19 protein-coding genes, 1 tRNA gene and 1 pseudogene are annotated in these 22,730 nt (G+C 64.8%); 8 read left to right on the top strand and 13 right to left on the bottom strand.

The window, feature by feature from the left end:
* The first annotated feature begins 13 nt into the window (after positions 1-13).
* Together DIE15_RS30410 and DIE15_RS30415 are read left to right on the top strand one after the other, a co-directional pair.
* A complete protein-coding gene (locus DIE15_RS30410; protein ID WP_057924317.1) occupies positions 14-1,231 on the top strand; it encodes an efflux RND transporter periplasmic adaptor subunit in 1,218 nt (405 codons plus the stop codon).
* A gap of 28 nt (positions 1,232-1,259) precedes the next feature.
* Positions 1,260-2,819: a DHA2 family efflux MFS transporter permease subunit gene (locus tag DIE15_RS30415; RefSeq protein WP_057924316.1), complete on the top strand. Its 1,560-nt coding sequence runs from the start codon at positions 1,260-1,262 to the stop codon at positions 2,817-2,819.
* Between the two features lie 92 nt (positions 2,820-2,911).
* Here the strand turns inward: DIE15_RS30415 and truB are convergent, their stop codons facing one another.
* The 9 genes from truB to DIE15_RS30460 form a co-directional block, all read right to left on the bottom strand.
* Complete coding sequence (truB, locus tag DIE15_RS30420) at positions 2,912-3,844, bottom strand: tRNA pseudouridine(55) synthase TruB (protein ID WP_124835095.1); 933 nt, start codon at positions 3,842-3,844, stop codon at positions 2,912-2,914.
* A 13-nt stretch (positions 3,845-3,857) separates the two neighbouring features.
* Positions 3,858-4,256: a 30S ribosome-binding factor RbfA gene (rbfA, locus tag DIE15_RS30425; RefSeq protein ID WP_006495346.1), complete on the bottom strand. Its 399-nt coding sequence runs from the start codon at positions 4,254-4,256 to the stop codon at positions 3,858-3,860.
* Positions 4,257-4,369: 113 nt separating this feature from the next.
* Positions 4,370-7,291 (bottom strand): translation initiation factor IF-2, encoded by a 2,922-nt coding sequence (infB, locus tag DIE15_RS30430; protein WP_057924314.1) that lies wholly within the window; start codon positions 7,289-7,291, stop codon positions 4,370-4,372.
* Positions 7,292-7,382: 91 nt separating this feature from the next.
* The gene (gene nusA, locus DIE15_RS30435) at positions 7,383-8,858 is read right to left on the bottom strand and encodes a transcription termination factor NusA (RefSeq protein WP_057924313.1); all 1,476 of its coding nucleotides are present in this window, start codon (positions 8,856-8,858) and stop codon (positions 7,383-7,385) included.
* Positions 8,858-9,316 (bottom strand): ribosome maturation factor RimP, encoded by a 459-nt coding sequence (gene rimP, locus DIE15_RS30440; RefSeq protein WP_014897219.1) that lies wholly within the window; start codon positions 9,314-9,316, stop codon positions 8,858-8,860. The genes nusA and rimP overlap by 1 nt, the downstream gene beginning before the upstream one ends.
* Before the next feature lie 431 nt (positions 9,317-9,747).
* A complete protein-coding gene (gene rluB / locus DIE15_RS30445) occupies positions 9,748-11,460 on the bottom strand; it encodes a 23S rRNA pseudouridine(2605) synthase RluB (RefSeq protein ID WP_057924312.1) in 1,713 nt (570 codons plus the stop codon).
* Positions 11,461-11,520: 60 nt separating this feature from the next.
* The gene (gene scpB, locus DIE15_RS30450) at positions 11,521-12,531 is read right to left on the bottom strand and encodes an SMC-Scp complex subunit ScpB (RefSeq protein WP_124835096.1); all 1,011 of its coding nucleotides are present in this window, start codon (positions 12,529-12,531) and stop codon (positions 11,521-11,523) included.
* 272 nt (positions 12,532-12,803) lie between these two features.
* Positions 12,804-14,006, bottom strand: coding sequence for a pyridoxal phosphate-dependent aminotransferase (locus DIE15_RS30455; RefSeq protein ID WP_124835097.1), 1,203 nt, complete (start codon positions 14,004-14,006; stop codon positions 12,804-12,806).
* 64 nt (positions 14,007-14,070) lie between these two features.
* The gene (locus DIE15_RS30460; RefSeq protein ID WP_124835098.1) at positions 14,071-14,973 is read right to left on the bottom strand and encodes a LysR family transcriptional regulator; all 903 of its coding nucleotides are present in this window, start codon (positions 14,971-14,973) and stop codon (positions 14,071-14,073) included.
* Positions 14,974-15,403: 430 nt separating this feature from the next.
* Here DIE15_RS30460 and DIE15_RS30465 point away from each other — a divergent pair.
* Positions 15,404-15,799: pseudogene (locus DIE15_RS30465) on the top strand (transposase); the annotation flags it as partial.
* Between the two features lie 201 nt (positions 15,800-16,000).
* Positions 16,001-16,252 carry a hypothetical protein gene (locus DIE15_RS37845; protein WP_057924308.1) on the top strand — a complete coding sequence of 84 codons (252 nt, stop codon included), beginning with the start codon at positions 16,001-16,003 and terminating at the stop codon, positions 16,250-16,252.
* Positions 16,253-16,441: 189 nt separating this feature from the next.
* Here DIE15_RS37845 and DIE15_RS30475 read toward each other — a convergent pair whose 3' ends face one another.
* On the bottom strand, positions 16,442-16,759 hold the full coding sequence (locus DIE15_RS30475; protein ID WP_006754206.1) for a hypothetical protein: 318 nt from the start codon (positions 16,757-16,759) through the stop codon (positions 16,442-16,444).
* A 157-nt stretch (positions 16,760-16,916) separates the two neighbouring features.
* Between DIE15_RS30475 and DIE15_RS30480 the strand changes: the two genes are divergently transcribed.
* From DIE15_RS30480 to DIE15_RS30490, 3 genes are all read left to right on the top strand, one after another.
* Positions 16,917-17,639: a YdcF family protein gene (locus DIE15_RS30480; RefSeq protein WP_124835109.1), complete on the top strand. Its 723-nt coding sequence runs from the start codon at positions 16,917-16,919 to the stop codon at positions 17,637-17,639.
* Between the two features lie 216 nt (positions 17,640-17,855).
* Positions 17,856-18,137: a hypothetical protein gene (locus tag DIE15_RS30485; protein WP_057924306.1), complete on the top strand. Its 282-nt coding sequence runs from the start codon at positions 17,856-17,858 to the stop codon at positions 18,135-18,137.
* A gap of 136 nt (positions 18,138-18,273) precedes the next feature.
* Positions 18,274-18,531, top strand: a complete 258-nt coding sequence (locus tag DIE15_RS30490) for a hypothetical protein (RefSeq protein WP_006486090.1) — start codon at positions 18,274-18,276, stop codon at positions 18,529-18,531.
* A gap of 641 nt (positions 18,532-19,172) precedes the next feature.
* Here DIE15_RS30490 and bamC read toward each other — a convergent pair.
* The 3 genes from bamC to DIE15_RS30505 all read right to left on the bottom strand — a co-directional run bounded on the left by bamC (position 19,173) and on the right by DIE15_RS30505 (position 21,428).
* Entirely contained in the window at positions 19,173-20,381 is a 1,209-nt protein-coding gene (bamC, locus tag DIE15_RS30495) for an outer membrane protein assembly factor BamC (RefSeq protein WP_057924305.1), read from the bottom strand.
* Positions 20,382-20,522: 141 nt separating this feature from the next.
* Positions 20,523-20,599: transfer RNA gene (locus DIE15_RS30500), tRNA-Pro, on the bottom strand.
* 115 nt (positions 20,600-20,714) lie between these two features.
* Positions 20,715-21,428: a methyltransferase domain-containing protein gene (locus DIE15_RS30505; protein ID WP_124835099.1), complete on the bottom strand. Its 714-nt coding sequence runs from the start codon at positions 21,426-21,428 to the stop codon at positions 20,715-20,717.
* Between the two features lie 431 nt (positions 21,429-21,859).
* Between DIE15_RS30505 and DIE15_RS30510 the strand changes: the two genes are divergently transcribed.
* Positions 21,860-22,627 carry a tyrosine-protein phosphatase gene (locus DIE15_RS30510; protein WP_260428382.1) on the top strand — a complete coding sequence of 256 codons (768 nt, stop codon included), beginning with the start codon at positions 21,860-21,862 and terminating at the stop codon, positions 22,625-22,627.
* The last annotated feature ends 103 nt before the right edge of the window (positions 22,628-22,730 follow it).

Genomic DNA, 22,730 nt, shown 5'->3' on the forward strand with positions numbered 1-22,730 from the left:
GGAGAAAATCGCCATGAGCGACCCTCAACAAAACGCCGCCAGCGCACAGCCGCAGAACAACGGGAAGCGCAAACGGATGATGACGCTGCTGATCGCGGTCATCGTGATCGCGGCCATCGCGTACGGCCTGTACTACTTCCTCGTCGCGCGCTTCCATGAAGAGACCGACGACGCGTACGTGAACGGCAACGTCGTGCAGATCACGCCGCAGGTCACGGGTACGGTGATCGCCGTGAAGGCCGACGATACGCAGACGGTCAAGGCCGGCGATCCGCTGGTCGTGCTCGACCCGGCCGACTCGCAGGTCGCGTTGCAGCAGGCCGAGGCCAACCTCGCGCAGACGGTGCGCCAGGTACGCGGCCTGTTCGTCAACGACGACCAGTACCGCGCACAAGTGGCGCTGCGTCAGTCCGACCTGTCGAAGGCGCAGGACGACCTGCGCCGCCGGATGGCCGTCGCGCAGACGGGCGCCGTGTCGCAGGAAGAAATCTCCCACGCGCGCGACGCGGTGCGCGCCGCCCAGGCGTCGGTCGACGCAGCGCAACAGCAGCTCGCATCGAACCGCGCGCTGACCACGAACACGACGATCGCGTCGCACCCGAACGTGATGGCTGCTGCCGCGAAGGTTCGTGACGCGTACCTCGCGAACGCACGCAACGTGCTGCCGGCGCCGGTCACCGGCTATGTCGCGAAGCGCTCGGTGCAGGTCGGCCAGCGCGTGTCGCCGGGCAATCCGCTGATGTCGGTCGTGCCGCTGAACGCAGTGTGGGTCGACGCGAACTTCAAGGAAGTCCAACTCAAGCACATGCGCATCGGCCAGCCGGTCGAACTGACGGCCGACATCTACGGCTCGTCGGCCGTCTACCACGGCAAGGTCGTCGGCTTCTCGGCCGGCACGGGCTCGGCATTCTCGCTGCTGCCGGCGCAAAACGCGACGGGCAACTGGATCAAGGTCGTGCAGCGCCTGCCGGTGCGTATCGAGATCGATCCGAAGGACCTCCAGAAGCATCCGCTGCGCATCGGCCTGTCGATGCAGGTCGACGTCGACATCAAGGACGAGCGCGGCGATCAGCTCGCCAATGCGCAGAACACCGTCTACGAGACCAACGTGTTCGCGAAGTACGGCGACGAAGCCGACGCGGAGATCGCGCGCATCATCGCCGAGAACGCCGGCGGCAATGCGCCGGCACCGGCCGCGGCGAAGTCGAACGGCGTCGCCAAGATGATGTAACGGCTACGATTCCGGAAAAACTACCGACATGGCACAGGCTCCTGTCTCCCACCCGCCCCTGCAGGGCGGGCAACTCGTGCTCGGGACGATCGCAGTATCGCTCGCGGTGTTCATGAACGTGCTCGACACGTCCATCGCGAACGTCGCGATCCCGACCATCTCGGGCGACCTTGGCGTGTCGTCCGACCAGGGTACGTGGGTCATCACGTCGTTCGCGGTCGCGAACGCGATCTCCGTGCCGCTGACGGGCTGGCTGACCGATCGCTTCGGACAGGTTCGCCTGTTCCTCGCATCGATCATCCTGTTCGTCATCTCGTCGTGGATGTGCGGGCTGGCGCCGAGCCTGCCGTTCCTGCTCGCGTCGCGCGTGCTCCAGGGCGCGGTCGCGGGGCCGATGATTCCGCTGTCGCAATCGCTGCTGCTGTCGAGCTACCCGCGCGCGAAGGCGCCGATGGCGCTCGCGCTATGGTCGATGACGACGCTGATCGCACCGGTCGCGGGCCCGATCCTCGGCGGCTGGATCTCGGACAACTATTCGTGGCCGTGGATCTTCTACGTGAACATCCCGGTCGGCATCGCTGCCGCGCTGGCCACGTGGTCGATCTATCGCACGCGCGAATCGACGGTGCGACGCGCGCCGATCGACGGCGTCGGCCTCGCGTTGCTGGTGCTGTGGGTCGGCTCGCTGCAGATCATGCTCGACAAGGGCAAGGATCTCGACTGGTTCGCGTCGACGACGATCATCGCGCTCGCGCTGATCGCGGTCATCTCGTTCGCGTTTTTCGTGATCTGGGAGCTGACCGCCGAGCACCCGGTCGTCGACCTGTCGCTGTTCCGCATGCGCAACTTCACGGGCGGCACGATCGCGCTCGCGGTCGGCTACGGGCTCTACTTCGGCAACCTCGTGCTCCTGCCACTGTGGCTGCAAACCCAGATCGGCTACACGGCAACCGATGCAGGCCTCGTGATGGCGCCCGTCGGACTGTTCGCGATCCTGCTGTCCCCGCTCACCGGCAAGTTCCTGCCGCGCACGGATCCGCGCTATATCGCGACCGCCGCGTTCCTGACGTTCGCACTGTGCTTCTGGATGCGCTCGCGCTACACGACCGGTGTCGACGAGTGGTCGCTGACGTTGCCGACGCTCGTGCAAGGCATCGCGATGGCCGGCTTCTTCATCCCGCTCGTGTCGATCACGCTGTCCGGCCTGCCCGGCCACCGCATTCCCGCGGCATCGGGCCTGTCGAACTTCGTGCGGATCATGTGCGGCGGTATCGGCACGTCGATCTTCCAGACCGCGTGGGATCACCGGAACAATTTCCACCACGCGCAACTGGTCGAGCAGACCAACCCGTACAACCCGACGTTCAACCAGGCCGTCACGCAGATGGGCAACCTGGGGCTGACGCAGGACCAGGCGCACGGCCTCATCAACAACATGGCCACGCAGCAGGCGGCTCAACTCGGCGTGAACGATCTGTTCTACATCTCGGCGGCGATCTTCGTGCTGCTGATCGGACTGATCTGGATCACGAAGCCCGAACGCGCGGGCGGCGGCGATGCGGGTGCGGCGGCGTCAGCTGCGCACTGAGCACCACGCTCGAACGAGCGCGCCAAACAAAAAGCCCGGTCGATTTCGACCGGGCTTTTTTCGTTCCGACGACGGCGCTTGCGCGCCGCGCATCATGCAGCCGTCACGACGAGGCGTTCGGGCGCGAGCACGCCGTTGGCCTTGCGCGCCACACCGAGCAGTCGCTCCGCGTCGTACACCCGCACGCGCTCTCCCTCTGCCGCGTCGATCGAATCAAGCGCAGACAGCGGCAGGCGCTGGCCGTGCAGGAATCGTTTCGCGCTGGCTTCGTCGAGACGCACCAGCGGAAATGTCGACAGCAGCGCGTCGACCGGCTGGAGCCACGCGTCGCGCGCCGCTTCGGCAGCGTCGGACAGCGCGTCGAGCGTCACCGCATGCTCGAGCGTCAGCGCGCCGACGCCCGTGCGACGCAGCATCGTCAGATGCGCGCCACAACCGAGCGTTTCGCCGAGATCTTCGGCCAGCGTGCGCACATACGTGCCCTTGCTGCAGGTCACCCGAAACGTCACGTCCGGCAGCTCGCAGGCGAGCAGCTCGAGTGCATGGATCGTCACATTGCGGCCTTCCCGTTTGACGGTCTGGCCCGCGCGCGCATATTCGTACAACGGCTTGCCGTCACGCTTGAGCGCCGAATACATCGGCGGCACCTGCACGATCTCGCCGGTAAAGTGCGCGAGCGCCGCCTCCACCGCCGCCCGGTCGCATTCGACGGCGCGCGTGTCGAGCACGTCGCCTTCCGCGTCGCCGGTGGTCGTGCGCACACCGAGACGCATCGTCGCTTCGTAGGTCTTGTCCGCTTCCAGCAAGTCCTGCGAGAACTTCGTCGCCTCGCCGAAACACAGCGGCAACAGGCCCGAGGCCAGCGGATCGAGCGTACCGGTATGGCCGGCTTTCTTCGCGAGAAGCAGGCGCTTCGCGCGAATCAGGGCGTCGTTGCTCGACAAGCCGACCGGCTTGTCGAGCAGAAGGACGCCGTCCAGCGCGCGCCGCGGCACGCGTGGACGCTGAGGAGCTGCAGTCGTCATAGGGCGCGCGCGCTCAATCGTCCTTCGCGGGCGCGTCTGCTTCGTCGTCGTCCTTCGCGCGCGTCGAGTTGGCTTCCTTGATCAGGCGCGACATCTCCACGGCCTTCTCGATCGTCTGGTCGTAATGGAAATGCAGCGTCGGCACCGTATGAATGTGCAGACGCTTGAACAGCAGGTTGTGCAGGTGGCCCGACGCGTGATTCAGCGCTTCCTGCGTCTTGTCCGGATCGCCGGTGAGCGCCGTGAAATAAACCTTCGCGTGTGCGTAGTCCGGCGTGAGCTCCACGCTCTGGATGGTCACGATGCCGATGCGCGGGTCCTTGACCTCGCGCATGATGAGTTCGGACAGATCGCGCTGAATCTGGTCAGCAATCTGAACGTTGCGATTGGGGGAAGTACGTTTCCTGGACATGATCGATCCGTGATCCGTTTATCAGGATAAAGCGGCGAGCCGTTAGCACGCCGCCATGAAAATGGGCGGGACAAGCCCAAGCCTGCCCCGCCCCATGAGTCGATACGCGATGATTACAGCGTACGTGCGACTTCGGTCACTTCGAAGACTTCGAACTGGTCGCCTTCGATGACGTCGTTGAAGTTCTTCACCGACATACCGCACTCGAAGCCTTGCTTGACTTCCTTCACGTCGTCCTTGAAGCGCTTCAGCGATTCGAGTTCGCCCGTGAAGATCACGACGTTGTTGCGCAGCACGCGAACCGACGACGAGCGCTTGACGATACCGTCGGTGACCATACATCCGGCAACCGTACCGACCTTCGGCACCTTGAACACCTGGCGTACCTCGACCATGCCGGTTATAACTTCGCGCTTCTCCGGCGCCAGCATGCCCGACATCGCGGCCTTCACCTCATCTACTGCGTCGTAGATGATGTTGTAGTAGCGGATGTCGATACCGTTTGCTTCGGCCAGCTTGCGCGCCTGTGCATCCGCACGCGTGTTGAAGCCGATGATGACCGCCTTCGATGCCGTTGCCAGGTTGACGTCGTTTTCGCTGATGCCACCCACCGCGCTGTGCACGATCTGCACGCGCACTTCGTCGGTCGACAGCTTGAGCAGCGACTGCACGAGCGCTTCCTGCGAACCCTGCACGTCTGCCTTGATGATGAGCGGCAGGTTCTGCACTTCGCCTTCGCCCATCTGCTCGAGCATGCTTTCCAGCTTCGCGGCCTGCTGCTTCGCCAGCTTGACGTCGCGGAACTTGCCCTGGCGGAACAGCGCGATCTCGCGTGCCTTGCGTTCGTCCGGCAGCACGATCACTTCCTCGCCAGCACCCGGCACTTCCGACAGACCCTGGATTTCGACCGGGATCGACGGCCCGGCTTCCTTCGTCGGCTTGCCGTTCTCGTCGAGCATCGCACGCACGCGGCCATAAGCCGTACCTGCCAGCACGATGTCGCCGCGGTTCAGCGTACCCGACTGCACCAGGATCGTCGCGACCGGGCCTTTGCCCTTGTCGAGCTTCGCTTCAATCACGATGCCCTTCGCCGGCGCTTCGACCGGTGCCTTCAGTTCCAGCACTTCGGCTTGCAGCAGCACGTTCTCGAGCAGGTCGTCGATACCGACACCCGTCTTGGCCGACACCGGCACGAACGGCGAATCGCCACCGTATTCTTCCGGCACGACGCCTTCGGTGACCAGTTCCTGCTTGACGCGGTCCGGGTTCGCTTCCGGCTTGTCGATCTTGTTGATCGCGACGACGATCGGCACGCCACCCGCCTTCGCGTGGGCGATGGCTTCCTTCGTCTGCGGCATCACGCCGTCGTCAGCTGCCACCACCAGCACCACGATGTCGGTCGCCTTCGCGCCGCGTGCACGCATTGCCGTGAACGCTTCGTGACCCGGCGTATCGAGGAACGTGATGACGCCACGCGGCGTATCGACGTGATAAGCGCCGATGTGCTGCGTAATGCCGCCCGCTTCACCCGCTGCAACCTTCGCGCGGCGGATGTGATCGAGCAGCGAGGTCTTGCCGTGGTCGACGTGACCCATCACGGTGACGACCGGCGGACGCGGCAGCTGCTCCGCATCGGTACCGGTCTCGCCTTCGACCAGCAGCGCTTCCGGATCGTCCAGCTTCGCGGCAACCGCACGGTGGCCCAGTTCCTCGACGACGATCATCGCCGTTTCCTGGTCCAGCACCTGGTTGATCGTGACCATCTGGCCCATCTTCATCATCACCTTGATGACTTCGGAGGCCTTGATCGACATCTTGTGCGCGAGATCGGCAACCGAAACGGTTTCCGGCACGTGCACTTCACGGACGATCGGCTCGGTCGGCGCCTGGAACGACGATGCGCTGTCCTGGTGACGGCCGCGACCCTTCGGGCCGCCGCGCCAGCCGCGGTCGACGCCGCCGCTCGAATCGCCGCGCGTCTTGATGCCGCGGCGCTTGGCCGCGTCGTCCTGCCAGCCGCCCTTGCCGCCGCCCGGCTTCTTGTTGCGGTCGCCCGCACCTGCCGGAGCCTGCGTCGTCGCCGGCGCTGCACCTGCCGGCTTCTTCACGGCCGGACGCGCTTGAGCGCCTGCACCCGCCGGCTTCGCCGGCTTGTGCAGCGTGCCCTTCGCTTCAGCCGGCTTCGGCGGTTCCACCGGCTTCGGCGGCTCGACTGCCTTGACCACTGCCTTGCGCGGCGTGTTCATCATTTCGCGAATCGCGCGTGCTTCGGCTTCTGCCGCCGCGCGACGCTTGCTGATCTCTTCCTGCTCGGCGCGCGCCTTGTCCGCCGCCTCGCGGGCAGCGTCTTCGGCCTTCTTCGCCGCTTCGCGCTGTGCCGCACGTTCTGCGGCTGCGCGTGCTTCATCCTGCGCGGACTGCGCACCTGCCGCTTCCTGCTTGGCCTCGGCGGCCTGCTGGGCAGCAGCCTGCTGAGCTGCGGCGGCTTCGGCCGCGACGCGCTTCGCCGCAGCTTCTTCCTCGGCGCGACGACGCTCGGCTTCAGCCGCTTCCTCGCGAGCACGACGCTCTGCTTCTTCGCGCTCGAGTCGCTCCTGACGCTCGCGCAGTTCCTGCGCCTGCTTCTCGAGCAGCTCGGCCTCGCGGCGCGCCTCTTCCTCGCGACGCTTCAGTTCTGCGTCGTCGTCCGCTTCGGCGACCTGCGCCTGACCCTGTTCCGCACCCTCGCTCACTTCGTCGCGCTTGACGAACGTGCGCTTCTTGCGGACCTCGACCTGAATGGTGCGAGCCTTGCCCGTCGCGTCAGATTGCTTGATCTCCGACGTATGCTTGCGGGTCAGCGTGATCTTGCGCTTGTCGCCGTCGGTTGCGCCATGCGACTTGCGCAAATGATCGAGCAGACGCGCCTTGTCCGCTTCGGACAGCGCATCGTCTTCACTCGCTTTCTGGACGCCCGCTGCCTGCAGCTGCTCGAGCAGCACACCAGCAGGCATTTTCAGTTCCGCGGCAAATTGGGCTACGTTGTTACTCGCCATTCATTCCTCTTAGTGCAAGGACCGATTCCTTGCTGTTAGCATCGGGTCAGGCCATACGGCCGCCATCAAATCAGTGCGCCATGGTCATTTCTCACTGGAACCAATGTTCACGTGCTTTCATGATCAACGCCTTAGCGGCATCCTCTTCCATCCCGGTCATGTCGACCAGTTCATCCACAGCCAGCTCGGCGAGATCGTCGCGCGTCTGCATGCCATGTTCGGCCAGCTTCGCGAGCAACTCCGGCGTGACGCCGTCGAGGCCCTTCAAATCCAGCGCTGCATTCTCGACCTTTTCTTCATTCGCGATCGCCATCGTCAGCAATGCGTCGCGGGCGCGGTTGCGCAGCTCGTGCACGGTATCCTCGTCGAATGCCTCGATTTCGAGCATTTCGTTGAGCGGCACATAAGCGATTTCTTCAAGACTCGTGAAGCCTTCGTCGATCAGGATGTCGGCAACTTCTTCGTCGACATCGAGACGCGCCATGAACAGCGCACGCAGTCGGTCGCGCTCTTCACCCTGCTTCAGGGCAGATTCGTCCGGCGTCATGATGTTGATCTGCCAGCCGGTCAGTTCGCCGGCAAGGCGAACGTTCTGACCGCTGCGGCCGATCGCGACAGCCAGCTCGTTCTCGTCGACGACGACGTCCATCGAGTGCTTTTCTTCATCGACGACGATCGACTGGACGGCTGCCGGCGCGAGCGCGCCGATCACGAACTGGGCGGGATCCTCCGACCATAGCACGATGTCGATGTTTTCGCCACCGAGCTCGTTGCGCACGGCCTGCACGCGGGAACCGCGGATGCCGACGCAGGTGCCGATCGGATCGATCCGCTTGTCGTAGGCAATCACGCCGATCTTCGCGCGCACGCCCGGATCGCGAGCGGCTGCCTTGATTTCGAGCAGGCCCTGCTCGATTTCCGGCACTTCCATCTCGAACAGCTTCATCAGGAACTCGGGCGCCGTGCGCGAGAGCTCGATCTGCGGGCCGCGCGCGGTGCGGTCGACCTTCGCGATGTACGCACGCACGCGATCGCCCACGCGCAGGTTTTCCTTCGGGATCAGTTGGTCGCGGCGCAGCAGCGCTTCGACACGGCCCGATTCGACGATGAAGTTGCCCTTGTCGAGGCGCTTCACCGTGCCCGTCATGATCTTTTCGCCGCGCTCGAGATAGTCGTTCAGGATCTGTTCGCGCTCGGCATCGCGCACCTTCTGCAGGATCACCTGCTTGGCAGCCTGCGCGCCGATACGGCCGAACTCGATCGACGGCACCGGCTCCTCGATGAATTCGCCGACTTCGACGCCGGGCTTCTGTTCACGTGCTTCGAACAGCAGGATCTCGCGATCCGGCTCCTGCAAGCCCGCCTCATCGGGCACGACGAGCCAGCGACGGAAGGTTTCGTGCTCGCCGCTTTCGCGATCGATATGGACGCGGATTTCGGCGCCTTCGTCGAACAGCTTCTTGGAAGCGGACGCGAGCGCAGCCTCGAGGGCGCCCAGCACCACATCCTTGTCGACGTTTTTCTCGCGCGCCAGCGCATCCACCAGCATCAACACTTCGCGACTCATTATTTGCGGCTCCTAAAGTCAACTTGCGGAATCAGGCGGGCTTTGTCGATATCGGCCAGCGTGAAATCCAGCATGGCCGCCTCGCCCTTCTTCCTCTCAAATTCCAAACCGATCGTTTCGCCATTCGGCGCGTGCAGAATGCCCCGGTACGTCTTGCGCCCGTCCAGCGGCTTTTTCAAGGTCACGGAAACTTCGCTGCCGGCGAAGCGCTCGAAGTCGGCCAGCTTCTTCAACGGGCGGTCGAGCCCCGGGGACGAGACTTCGAGCCGTTCGTAATCGATGTTTTCGACCGTCAAGACGTGCTGGAGCTGACGCGTGACCTTTTCGCAATCTTCGAGCGAGATGCCGGCAGGCTGATCGATATAGATGCAAAGCATGCCGCGCCCGGTGCGCTCGAGATCCACCAGCTCGTAGCCGAGCCCGGTGACCGTGGTTTCTATCAGTTCCGTCAGTTGCACAGTGTCCTCTCAGGTGTTCGCGCCCGCCGCTCGCGATTCACCCGCGGGCGCGCGCCTTAGCCGGCGCAGGAAGCGCTACCCGAGATGCCTAACCGTTTCAGCAAAAAAAAATGGGCGGAACGCCCATCTTCTTACTGGTGGTCGCACCTGAGCCGCACATTGAATCCGTACGCCCAGCGACTCCGCGATTATAGCGATTTTTGGCGCAAACGCCAAGCCAGCCGGTAAAAGCAGCGTCCAGCCCGCCTTTACCGACCAAAAATGCGAAACCGGACTGTCCGACCTGGCGGCACAATCCGGCAGCGCAATATATATGCAGTCAAAAATATGCAGTCGAAAGCAAACCGCATAAGGCGAGATGCCGACCCAACCAGATTCACGCCAGTCTCGTCGGCACACCGGCGGCTTGCACCGCCGTACGCCAGAAACGCTCAACGGCCGCGCGAGCGATTGCGTTGCGGACGCTGGCCGCCGCGTGCGCCACCACCGCCGTTGCCGGCGCCTTCCGCGCGATTGCCGTTGGGATTGCGGTTGCCGCCCTTGTTGCCACCTCGCTTGCCGCCCGCAGCACCTTCGCGCTTCGGACCAGCGCCATACGACGCACGATTGCCGTCGACATCGCGACCGCCCGAACGATTGCCATAGCCCGACGGCGAAACCGGCAGGCTGCCGTAGCCGCTCAGGCCCGGCAGGCCAGGGGCACCGCGCCGGCCACCGCCGCGACGCGGCTGGTCGAGCTGGCCATGCGTCGTCAGCACCGGCTCACGACCGATGAAACCCATCGACGTCTGCATCGGATCCGGCTGGCGGCGCTCGGCCTGCCCACCGCCACCGCGCTTGCCCTTCTCCTCGGACGGCGCCTTCAGGCCAACCGTCGCCATCAGCTTGCGCACCTGCGCCTCGTCGAGCTCCTCCCAACGACCGCGCTTCAGGCCGCGCGGCAGCGGGATCGGGCCGTGGCGCGTACGGATCAAGCGACTCACCATCAGGCCGGCCGCCTCGAACATCCGGCGCACTTCGCGGTTGCGGCCTTCGGCCAGCGCAACGTGATACCAGTGGTTCGTGCCTTCGCCGCCGCCGTCGCGGATACGCAGGAAGTTCGCCGGGCCGTCGTCGAGCTCGACGCCATGCAACAGCTTCTGCCGCATCCCTTCGGACAGCTCGCCGACAACGCGCACCGCGTACTCGCGCTCGACGCTGTAACGCGGATGCATGAAGCGGTTTGCGAGATCGCCCGACGTGGTCAGCATCAGCAGACCTTCGGTGTTGAAGTCGAGGCGGCCCACCGCGAGCCATTTCGCCGTCTTCATCGGCGGCAGGCGGTCGAACACCGACGGACGACCTTCCGGGTCCGCATGGCTGACGATTTCGCCCGTCGGCTTGTGGTACAGCAGCACGCGCGGCGGCTTGTTCGGCAGCTTGCGCTTGACCGGCTTGCCGTTGATACGAACCTGGTCGGTCGGCATGATGCGCTGGCCGATGTGCGCAGGCTCGCCGTTCACCGACACACGGCCGGCAACGATCAGCTCTTCCATTTCGCGGCGCGAGCCCATGCCGGCTTCCGCGAGCACCTTGTGGAGCTTCGGCGCGTCATCGTCCGGCGACAGCACGCGCTTGTTCGTCGGCTGACTGCGGCCGCGGCGCAACATCGGCGCACGTACGCCGCTGCCGCCCGCCGAGTTGTCCGCGTCGAAGGCCGGCGACGTCACATAGGCGAACAGATCGTCCTGCGATGCCGCATCGCCATCGGCCTTCGCCGCGCCGCCTTCACCCTTCGGCGAACCGCGCCGCCCCTGGCCGCCTTGCCCGCCCTGGGCACCCTTGGCTGTACCTTCACGCTTGCCGGCCGGCTTGCGGCCGCCCTTGGCCGCGCCTTCCTTGCGTGGCGCGCGTGCGGTGGGTTGCGCTTCCGCGGCCTCGGCCGGCTGCGCGTCCGCGCCTTCGCCGCCCTGCGACTCGCCATCGGCGCCCTTCGACTTGGCCGCCGCGCGGCGACGCGCGATCAGGCTGCGCGGGCCGCGCCGCAAGCCGCGGCGGGGACGCTCGTCACCACCCGCGGCCGGAGCGTCCTGCTCCGGCGCATCGTCGGCACGCGCGGCCTGCACGGCAGGCGCGGACGATTCAATATCGTGGATATCTGTCAAAACAACCTCAAAATGTCAGGTCTCGCGCCCGGCGCGGGCGCGGCAAGAAGTCGGCCGCGATCAGGCGCGGCGCTGTTCGGGTTCTGCTTCGTCGTCCGGCAGCGCGTCGGCGCCGATGGGCGCGCTGGCACTGCGTACGGCGTCGGCAAGACTGTCAGACGTATCGTCCAGCATCTCGCCGTCCGCGGGACGGGAGCGTGAGGCGTCGGCCTGGCCAGCCTCGCCCGGCATCTCGCCGGCCGCTTCCGCTCCGTCTCCGGCAACCGCGTCGGCGGCCGGCTTGCGATCTTCCTCGTTCCATTCCGCATGCAGCGGCTCGGATGGCCCGCCGGCCGGCGCTGCTTCGGCGCCGCCCTGTTCGGCTTGAACGCGATCAGCTTCCAGCGTATCGCGGTTCGGCATTTCCTGCGTCGACGCGATGTCCGTCGCTGCGTCGCCCGGCAATTCGTATGGCTCGTCGGCCGCCGCTTCGCCAGCGTCCGGCACCGCTTCCGCCGCCGGCGCATCGCCGTCGAAGTCCATCGCCTGCTGCGCGAGCAGCGCGGCCTCGATGTTCGCGGCGGGCTCCTCGAGCGCGGGCAGGTCGTCGAGCGCCTTCAGGCCGAGATCGTCGAGGAACTGCTTGGTCGTCGCGTACAGCGCCGGACGTCCCGGCACGTCGCGATGCCCGATCACCTCGATCCAGCCTCGATCCTCGAGCTGCTTGACCACCTGCGTATTGACCGTGACGCCACGAATCTCTTCGATGTCGCCGCGCGTGACGGGTTGCCGATACGCGATGATCGCGAGCGTTTCGAGCACCGCGCGCGAATATTTCGGCGGCTTCTCGGGATGCAGTCGATCCAGAAAGTGACGCATCGCCGGCTTGCTCTGAAAGCGCCATCCGGTTGCCAGCGCCACCAGTTCGACGCCGCGGCCGGACCAATCCTGTTTCAGATCTTCGAGCAACGTGCGGACCGTGTCAGCCGACACGCCGTCGGCAAAGAGCTTGCGCAAATCGCCGAGCTTCAGCGGTTCCTGCGCGCAGATCAAAGCAGTCTCGAGGACGATCTTCGCCTCTTGGGTATTCATGCAGCTAGGCCAGACCCTGTGGTCAAACGAACCGGATCAACAAACAGACGAAAGGAACGGAAGACGCGCTCGCCCGATTCTGATCGGTCATATTGATGGGAGCACGAACCGGGGGCGGCGAACCAACTTCAAGCCAGGCCCAAACCGGACGGAACAGCACGGCTCAACGACGGAACCGCGTGACTGAGCGCCATATTACGCAAAATCGCCCGGTGCGTAAAGATTCGCCGAACGGCTCGCCGTCAGCACGCCTCGGGCGCTCCGTCCCCGCTTCAGCGCAGGCACGCGCCGCGAGCGAGGAAATGGCGCAAGCGCTCGACGCCCGCATCGAGCCGCACCGGATCGCATGCGTAGCACCAGCGCACGAACCCTTCGCCCTCCGGGCCAAACGCGCGCCCCGGCGCCAGTCCCAGCCCTGCCTCGCGCACCAGCGACTTGCAGAACGCGAAGCTGTCGTCCGCGCCCGGCAAGCGCAGGAACAGGTACATCGCGCCCGGCGGAGGCGGCACGTCGACGCCCGGCAGCGTGTGCAGTGCGGCGACCAGATGATCACGCGCGCCGCGCAGCGCCGTGACAAACGACTGCACGAACGGTTCGCCGTCGCGCAGCGCGACTTCGCCCGCGGACTGGATGAAACCCGGCGCGCACGACGTGTTGTATTCGACCAGCTTCGACAGGTCGCCCATGACCGACGCTGGCGCGACCAGCCATCCGAGCCGCCAGCCCGTCATCGCCCAGGCCTTCGAGAACGAATTCACGACGATCACCCGCTCGTCGCGCGATGCGATGTCGAGGAACGACGACGCACCGACCGCGCCGAACGCGAGCCGCTCGTACACCTCGTCGGCGACCACCCATATGCCGTGACGTCGGCAATGCGCGAGTACGGCCTGCTGGTCGTCGCGGGACATCGTCCAGCCGGTCGGATTGTTCGGCGAGTTGACGAACAGCATCCGCGTGTCGGGCGTCAGTGCCGCGAGCAGCCGGTCGACGTCGAGCCGCCAGCCCGCGTCGCCATGGCCGAGCGGTACGCATTCGACCTGCGCACCGAGGATCTTCGGAATTTCGACGAGGTTCGGCCAGAGCGGCGTGACCGCGACGACGCGATCGCCCGGACCGACCAGTAGTTGCGCAGCGAGCATCAGCGCGCTCACGCCCGAACTCGTCACGGCAATCGTCTCGGCCGCCGTCGCGCCGTGCCGCACGCTCACGTAGTCCGCGATCGCGTCGCGCAGCGGGACCGTGCCGAGGTTGTGCGTATAGAAGGTTGCGCCGTCGCGCAGCGCCGCCGCGGCTGCGTCACGAATGAATGTAGGCGTCACCCGATCGGATTCGCCGAACCAGAACGGCAGCACGTCGGGCACGCCGAAGCCGGCGTTCACCACTTCCCTGATCAGTGACGGACGCAGCGCATGGACTGCGCTGCGTGCCGCCGGCTCGCCCGTCGCCGGGCCGACCTCTGCGAAATGCCTCATCGAGAATCGCCACTGAGGAACACGGTCCGCCTAGTGTACCGGCGTGCGCGGCGGATTCGCACCCTCAGTCGAGATCCTCCGCCCGTGCCGGCATCTGGCGCACAAGCTCCCAGATCGCCTGCGCGGCCGGCGACAGAGACCGGTCGCGGCGGCGCACCAGTTCGACGGTACGCTCGGTACGGGGCGTCAGTGGCCGCGCGACCAGCGTCGATCCGGCCGGCAGCGGCAGAGATAGCCACGGCTGCACGCTCACGCCGACACCGGCCTCGACGAGCCCGAATACGGTCGCCGAATGCCCGAGTTCCTGCATGACCGTCGCATTCACCCGATGGGCGGCCAGCGCAGCGTCGATCAGCGGCCGGCTTCCGGACGCATGATCGAGCAGCACGAGACGCTCGCCGTCGAGTGCCGTCCATGGCACCTCCGCCCGCGCCGCAAGCGGATGATCGGCGCGCGCGACCAGGCAGAACGAGTCGGTCATCAACGGTTCGCACACGAGATCGGCGACGGCGAGCGGCCCGATGACGACGCCGAAATCGACCTCGCTCGACTTCACCTTGCGCAGCACGTCGCTCTGCACGTCGTCGCGCAGGCCGAGCGTGACGAACGGGAACTGGCGCTCGCACGACGCGACGACGCGCGGCATCAGCCGGCACGCGATCGTCGGGCTCGCGGCAACGATCACGCGCCCCCGCCGCTGCTCGCCGATCTCGCGAATCTCGCGCAACGTGTCGTCGAGATCGTCGATCAGTCGGGACACGCTCGCGATCAGGTTCGCCCCGACGTCGGTCAACTGTACGTCGCGCGTCGTCCGGTCGATCAGCTTCAGCCCGAGTTCGGCCTCGAGCTCACGCACGCAACGGCTGACCGCGGACTGCGTGAGTCCGATCTCGTCGCCCGCGCGACTGAAGCTCCTGAGCCGCGCGACTTCGATGAATACGCGAAGCTGGCGCAGCGTAACGTTCATCCCCTCACCTCATCAATCGTCGACATCAATGCACGATTTTAATGCGCGAAACAGCCCCGATGTGCGAATCCGGCATCGATCGCACATGTTTCGCTGCGGTGCAATATTCGCGCAAACGCACGTGGCACGGGCGAATTGCACAAGATTGGTGATTGTCCCGATTTGCTGGCGGGTTATTTTGGCGTCTTATACGCCCCTAGCTGACTTAGCCGTTAGCCCGCTGCCAAGCGGCTCTCGAGGGGATCGCCTCCGACATGGCACACATCGTGCATTACCTGACGCACAGGGCGCAGGTTTTCGTCGGACGGAAGGCAGAGATGCCGCTGCCGGCCGACCGGACGCCCCCACCCGGCACTCGACGTTCGAGTGCTTGAAGAGTGCGCGGCGCAGGGCAGCGCACCGGAGTTAGCTTCGCTGAGGTGAGGACATGATGCTGTTCGACGATTTGAGAGATAACGAGTGGGCGCTGGTCGAAGGTCTGTTTTGCTCGGAACCCGCACGGAGCGAACGGCGCGGCCGTCCGCGCGTGGAAGCACGTTCGGTAGTCAACGCCGTGCTGTGGGTACTGTCGACGGGTGAAGGCTGGTCGAAGCTGCCGGGCCGCTATCCGTCGCCGCCGACCTGCCGCCGTCGTTTCGACGAATGGCAGGCAGACGGTACGCTCGCCGAAATCGTCAAGCGACTCGGCACGAGCGGCCGCCAGATCTCATTGCGCGGTCGCATCGGGGCAAGCGCGACGAAGCCGCCGGCACCGCCGAGCCGCGATCGGCTGCGCGGCGCCTTCTGGACCAATCCGGAATCCTGGCGCGCCCCCGTGAAGATGGCGTAACGCATGCTCGATCGGGCGGCTTCGGCCGCCCGGTTTCTTTCATCGCCACGCCCGTTGCGCGGCGCTCGCGTCGTCGTCGATTACCGCTGTCGTGCCGCGATACATCTATTTACTATTATTTACAGCAAGCCTGCACTCCCGCGCTTACCTTAGCGACATATCAACAAGCCTCGCCGACGGCTTGAAGGGAGCCCCGCCATGAAACCAATGTCACTGCTCGTCGCATGCGGCATTGTCATTTCGCTGGCGCTGACCGCCCCCGCTCGCGCCGACGATCGCACAAAGCCGCCTCACCGCCAGCAAGAGCACCGGAACACCCTTCGCCAGCAACCGCCCGTCACGTCGCCCAACCGGCAGACCGTGCCGCGCGGCGATTTGCGCGGCGACATCGCCAGCAACGCGCGTGCGCGCATCAGCTCGCAGCCGTCCGACCTGCCGCGTCATCCGTAGTCCGGCAATCTGCAGGATTTCGTCAAAGAAAATTCCCGGATTCGGGAACTGCTCGACATGCGACGAGTCACATTCGTTGCCATGAGCACAGCGTGGCAACAGCAAAAGTATCCGGTACGCCCGTATCCTCGTGATACGGGCTTTTTTTTGAGTATCGCGCGCACCGCGCGCGAGAACTGGCGTGCGCCGCTACAGGCGGCTTTCGAGAATCGCCACGGCGCTCGCTTCGCTCAATGCGTAGTCGTCCATACGGCGATCGGTCCAGGAAAGCAATTTCTCGTCGCGCTCGAGGCGCGCACATTCGGCTCGACCATTATCGGTCAGCACCGCGATGTCGACCGGGGCATGGAAACCCGGTGCGGGAGCAACGGTCTTCTGCCTGACCGTGTCCATCAGCCCTAGCGACCGGAGATACTCGAACACGCCCGGGCGGCGCGCCCACGGTACCTGGCGGTACTGCACTCGTCTCAATGCGTCGAGCACCGCTTCGTTGGAATACGTGGCCATCTCGATTCTTTCTTAAAGTGCAGCGACAATGCGAAGCGGCGCGCCGGGCGGGAGCTCCGCCCGCCGATACCGCCACCGATTCTGGAGGCCGACGTTCGGCGTCGCGTCAGGGCCGGATCGTCAGCCGTCCATAAAAAGACACCATACCCCAATCAAATTGATTCTGTTCGATTCATTTGCACTTCTCTTCATCTGTTTCATGCTCTGCCGCAAGCGGCGGCGACTCATTGCGATCGCCGGTGTCGCGCTGCTCTGGCTGCTCGCGACAGGCTGGCTCGCCGCGCCGCTCATCGCGTGGACCGAGGCGGGTGTTACGCCGGTCGAGCGCCCCGACATGCACGGCCGAACGACGCTGATCATCATCGGCATCGGCATCGGCACGCGGCGCGGCGAGACCGGCCTGCGGCCGCCTCCCGACGGTGAAGCACGCATTCGCAAGACCGCGGCGCTCTATCGCACGTGCCTGCAGCAGGCCACCCGCTGCACCGTGGTGATGTCGGGCGGCGACCCGCAGCATCACGGCGAAACCGAGGCGGCCGTCTACGGGCGCCGGCTGGTCGCGGAAGGCGTCGCCTCCGGCGATCTCGTGCTCGAGCCGAACAGCCGTACGACCTACGAAAACGCGAAATTCACTGCGTCTATACTACGCTCACAACATGACGACACGCGCATTCTCGTCACGTCGTCTTACCAGATGCGCCGCGCATTGCTCGATTTCCGCCGCTTCGGCATCGATCCGCAGCCCGTTTATTCGAACCGCCGGCGTGCACAAACGGGCTGGCTGCCACGCTGGCACAACCTGGAAAACGCGAACCAGGCCTTGCATGAACTGGTCGGCATCGCGCAGTTCCACGTCTATCGATGGCTCGGCTGGTTTTGACGGCAATACGGACACCGAAAGCGACGGTGCCGCCCGGGATGGCATGCGCGTGACGGAATGCGCGAAGTGTTGCGCGACTTCAACGAGGCCTTGCGCTGCGCCGTGATCCGATGCACATTGATCCGTCACTTTTGTTACACTCGACACGCACTCGATTGCAGTCGCCAGACAAAACGGCAACATTCGGGTTCATCACCACTTAGCGGAGGTAAAGCAATGAAGAAGACGTCCCTGGCTATTCTGGTCGCGATGTCGGCGCTGACTGGCGCAGCGTATGCGCAAGAGAGCACGCAAATCCAGACCATCACCGATCCGGCCAAGATTGCCGAGATCGAGCAGCGCGCACAAGCGCTGCAGCAGCAGCAAGCGGCCGAAGCCGCTCAGCCGGCGATGCAGGAAGAGCATCACCAGGGCAAGAAGGCTGCTCACCACAAGGCAGCGAAGAAGGCCGCCAAGAAGGCCGCCAAGGCCGCTCCGGCAGACGCTGCCAGCCAGTAAGTTCGGCGGCACCGCATAAGCGAAAAGCCGAATCCGGGCAACCGGGTTCGGCTTTTTTGGTTGCGGCGCCTGCGCGCTGTGCTAAAGTCGCGCACCGAAATTTTCCACCCGTGCGCACCCCGGTGCGGAGGACAGCATGAGCAACATTCAACTCGACATCGAGTGGACCGAAGCAGCCACTCGCAAGATCAAGCAACTGATGCCGCGCGGCTCGGACGACGCATTCCTTGCGCTGCCGCCGATCGAGTGCCTGCCGATGGAGGGCGACGTGCTTTTCCTCGGTCCGCAAGGCAAGCAGCAGCCGTTCATCGTCGCCGAACGCCAGTATCACCACGACGGCGACGCCGACTGGACGATCATCCTGATTCTCGACGTACCGAGCGCGTCGCACTGACGCGTCGCAGCGGCCGGCAACGCGCCCGGCCGCTCCACCTCGCTCACACGAGCTTCAGCTCGCGGACCCCGAAACGATCGGCCCGGTCCGCGGCAATCCAGAATGTGCGCTGAACGCGCATGCGCGGCCAAGGCGACCTTCCCCAGCGCTCGACGAATACGAACCGCACCAGTTGGGTCGGCACACCCTCGTGTTGGGACCTCACCAAAAAATTGCCCGCGCTTCAGAAGAAGCGCGGGCGAAACCGTCGCCCTACGAGGATAGGCGACGGGGCCATCGAGATCCGCGCGCTGCGCGGATCGTCATCGGTTGCGCCGGCGCTCGCAGCGCCGGCATCTGAAGACGTTGATACCGTTGATCAGGCACTCGCGATGCACGCCCGGAATCTGACGCCATCCTCCCTGTCCTAATTTATAAAGCAGTTTGCGTGCCAGGTTCACCTGAAAAGGCACACCATTGATCTGTAAGGATATTTTTCACGGCCATGACGACGTAACACGCGCTCTGCCGCCGTAACGCGCGGATGTTACGTAACGTCAGGAGGCGGGGCCGAACGCCCGCAGACGCCCGCGTCGACGCGCGTGAAAATGAAAAAGCCCGCCGAAAGGCGGGCTTTTTCGAAAACCGGAAGCTTGCCGCGATCAGCGCAGCTGATTCACGAGCAGCCCCATGATCTGTCGGGCCGGCGACGACGTATCGATCGCACCCGAATCGTCGACGACTGCCACGCGCGTCTGGTCCGGCGTCAGCGCCTTCACATTGACGCGATACTGCTTCGCCTGCTTTTCCTTCTTGCCATGGAACAGCTGGCTCCAGAAGCCCTGCTCGGCCGCACTCAGATCCTTTGGATCGACATACCGCACGAAATACAGACCCTTCGTGCGATCGCGATCGTCGACCGTGAAGTTCGCGCGATCGAGCGCGAGGCCGACGTGCAGCCACGAACGGTCGTACGGCTCGCCGAGCGTGACTTCGGACGGCACCGCGCCCGAATCGACGTCGTTCGCTTGCGACGACGTACGCGCAACGTTCTGCGCAGCGATCGCCGCGGCAGCAGCCTTCGATGCGTCGGTATCGGCCTTCTTGTCCTTCGGCACCGTGTTGTCGTTGATGTTCGCGACCGGCGGCTCGCCATTCTTCGCACGCTGCTCGTTCTGCGCGAGCACCGCCATCAGCCGCTTCAGGTATTCCGTCTCGAGCGCCGGATCGTTCGGCTTCGCTTCCCACTTGCTCGAATCGTTGTTCGCGCCGGTGATCGCCTCGCGCATGCCCTTCTGGCTGATGAACACGTAGGTGCCGCCGTTCGGATCCGAATCGAGGCGCGTGCGGTACTTGTTGCGCTCCGCCGTCACGTACGAATTGCCCATCGCCTTCGAGATCACGCTACGGATCAGACCGTCGTTGATCTGCGGATGGGTCTCGTTCCAGTCGGTTTCCATCACGCCCTTGTCGCGCTGGTCGACGACGAGCAGGAAACCCTGCTCCTGCCAGAAACGGCGAACTTGCGGCCAGATGTCGGCGGGCTTCTTGCCGTCGATCACGAGCCAGCTCTCGGTGCCGTCGCGCTGGATATGCATGCCGACCACGGCGGGCGCGACGGTGTCCGTCGCGGGCGCGGCGTGCTGGACCTGCTGAAGCGCAGACAGGGAAGTCGCGCCGCCCTGTGGCGGCAGCGAGCGCTGATCGGCCGTCTCGTCGAGCATGTTGGGCGGCACTGCGAGCGACGCTTCCTTCGATTTCGAATCGCTCTTGTAGTCCACTTTCGTGGGCGACGACGTACCGCAACCGGCGACGAGCGCACCGGTGGCGAGCACTGCAGCGAACCGCATGGTAAGACGAAGATCAGTCATGTTCGGGGAATCCTCTTCCGCTAAATCACGGCGCTTTCCGTGGATCAACCCTGCATTTTACCGGGGCCGCGCCGGGATGTGCAAAAAAGCGACGGGCAAGAAAAAACCCGCGTCAGCCTGAACTGACGCGGGTTCTTTGTCTGGTCGGGGCGAGAGGATTTGAACCTCCGACCACCTGCACCCCATGCAGGTACGCTACCAGGCTGCGCTACGCCCCGAAAGAAGAAAATTATAACAGACAGTTTGTCGATTTAGAACGGGACGCATGCATTTTGTGCATGTTCCTGCGAAATTTTTTGCGAGATGGCGTGACGAGACGTGACGGTTCGATGCTCACTGCTTGCGCGCGACACAGATGACCGTGAGGCCCGCCACCCGATTGAACCGGAACATCGGCAACTCGACCCGGCAGATCAGCTTGAGCAGACCGTTGACGGCCGGATGGTGCCGGCGCAATTGCGACGCCGACTCGCGCGGTTGCCGACGCACCCGTTCGCTTAGTCGCAATGCCGCCGCGAGCGGAAACGTAAGGCCGAAGTAGTATGCCCCGTGCTCGACCTCCAGCCCCGCACGACGCGCGACGTCTTCGAGGCCGTCGAGCGTATACCTGCGCTTGTGCTCGAGAAAATCGTCATGCGCGCTCCAGAGGAACTGAAACGCGGGAACCGTGATCAGGAACCGGCTACCCTTCGGCGCGCCCGCCACATAACGGGCAAGCAGCCCGACATCGTCATCGACGTGTTCGAGAACATCCATCAGCAGCACGAGATCGGCATCGAATCGATCGACGGCACGGCGAAAATGGACGGGCTTGCCGGCCGCCTCACCGTCGGTATCGTCGGCATAGCTCGTATCGACACACCACGCCTCCGTCGCCTGCGTGCGCTCGAGCAAATGCTTGGAAAAGAAACCCGAGCCCGCGCCAACGTCGAGTATGCGATTCGCGTCCGACGTGCCCAGGAACCGGCGGATCGCGCTCGCCTTCGACGCGTAGTACCAGTGATCGCCTACATCCGCTCCCAATACGTCGAGTTCCTTCAGATCCATGACGCCTCCCCCGTGTCGGACACCATGCTTTGATCCATCCCGCTACCGATGCCGATCTTACCGCGCCGCAGCCGTTGCACGTACAGCAAGTTGCGCGAATCGCACCGGCAACCCGCATCGCGTCCTAATCGAAAAGGACGATGGCCGTTTCGCCGCGGATCGCTACCGTGCGCTTACCCGGCGCGAGATCGACGCGCACGGCGCATCGTCCGACTGTATGCCGATCGATATGGCACGTCTGCGCTTCGCCGCGCGGCGCGGCATACCGGCAACGGCTTCGGTCGCAACGTCCTGTCACCGTCTCCGACAAAGGCCAGTGAATGAATCAGAAAAACGAAATTTCCCGTCGACACTTTCTCCGGCTGGGCGCCGGCACGCTCGGCATCGCGCTGGGAAGCGCGTCACTTCTGTCCGCGTGCGGCGGCGATTCGATCGCGGTCGCCCCCGTCACGATGCCCAGGCTCGGTTCGGCAGCGAACTTTCGCGACACCGCGGGACCAGACGGAACGGGCTATGCCACCGCAAGCGGCGCAATGACGAAAAAAGGCGTGATCTACCGGTCGCCCGCGCTCGCGTTGTCCGCGGCCGACCTCGCAACGGTCGATACGTTCGGCATCACGCAGGTCTCCGACCTGCGCACGCCTTCCGAGATCCACGCGCAGCCGGATGTGCCATTGGCAGGCGCCACCTGGCAGAACCTCAACGTGCTCGGCACCGCCAATCTCGGCCCGCTTCCGACCAGCGGCACGACTGCCTCGGCCTTCATGCAAAGCATGTATCGGGCGTTCGTGACGTCGGAAACGGCACGGACGAGTTACCACTCGCTATTCGCCGGCTTTGCCGCATCCGGCGGCAACCTGATCGTTCACTGCACGGCCGGCAAGGATCGCACCGGCTGGGCGACGGCCATTCTGCACACGATCCTCGGCGTTCCGCGGCACACGATTTTCGCCGACTATCTGCTGACCAACGTCTACAGCGCGTCGGAAATCACCGCCTATGTCGCGCAAGCGCAGAAGAGCGGCGGGCAGGACGCGGCCGACATGATGGCCGCGCTGCAAAGCGCGCAGACCGCCTATCTGCAAGCGGCATTCGATCAGGTCGTCACGTCGTACGGCTCGATGACGTCGTACATCGATAACGGCCTGCAGCTGGACCAGACGACGCAGAATGCGATCCGGCAACGCATGCTGGTCTGATTGGCCGGGCAGGCGGCGATAGCGAAACCATGTCCGTCGCCGCGCAGTCGCCTGCGCCCCGAATCGAACGCGCCCTTCATCCGGCACGGAAACCCGCGTCAGC

The organism is Burkholderia sp. Bp9031 (genome assembly GCF_003857965.1).
GTDB classification, from domain to species: Bacteria; Pseudomonadota; Gammaproteobacteria; order Burkholderiales; family Burkholderiaceae; genus Burkholderia; species Burkholderia ambifaria_A.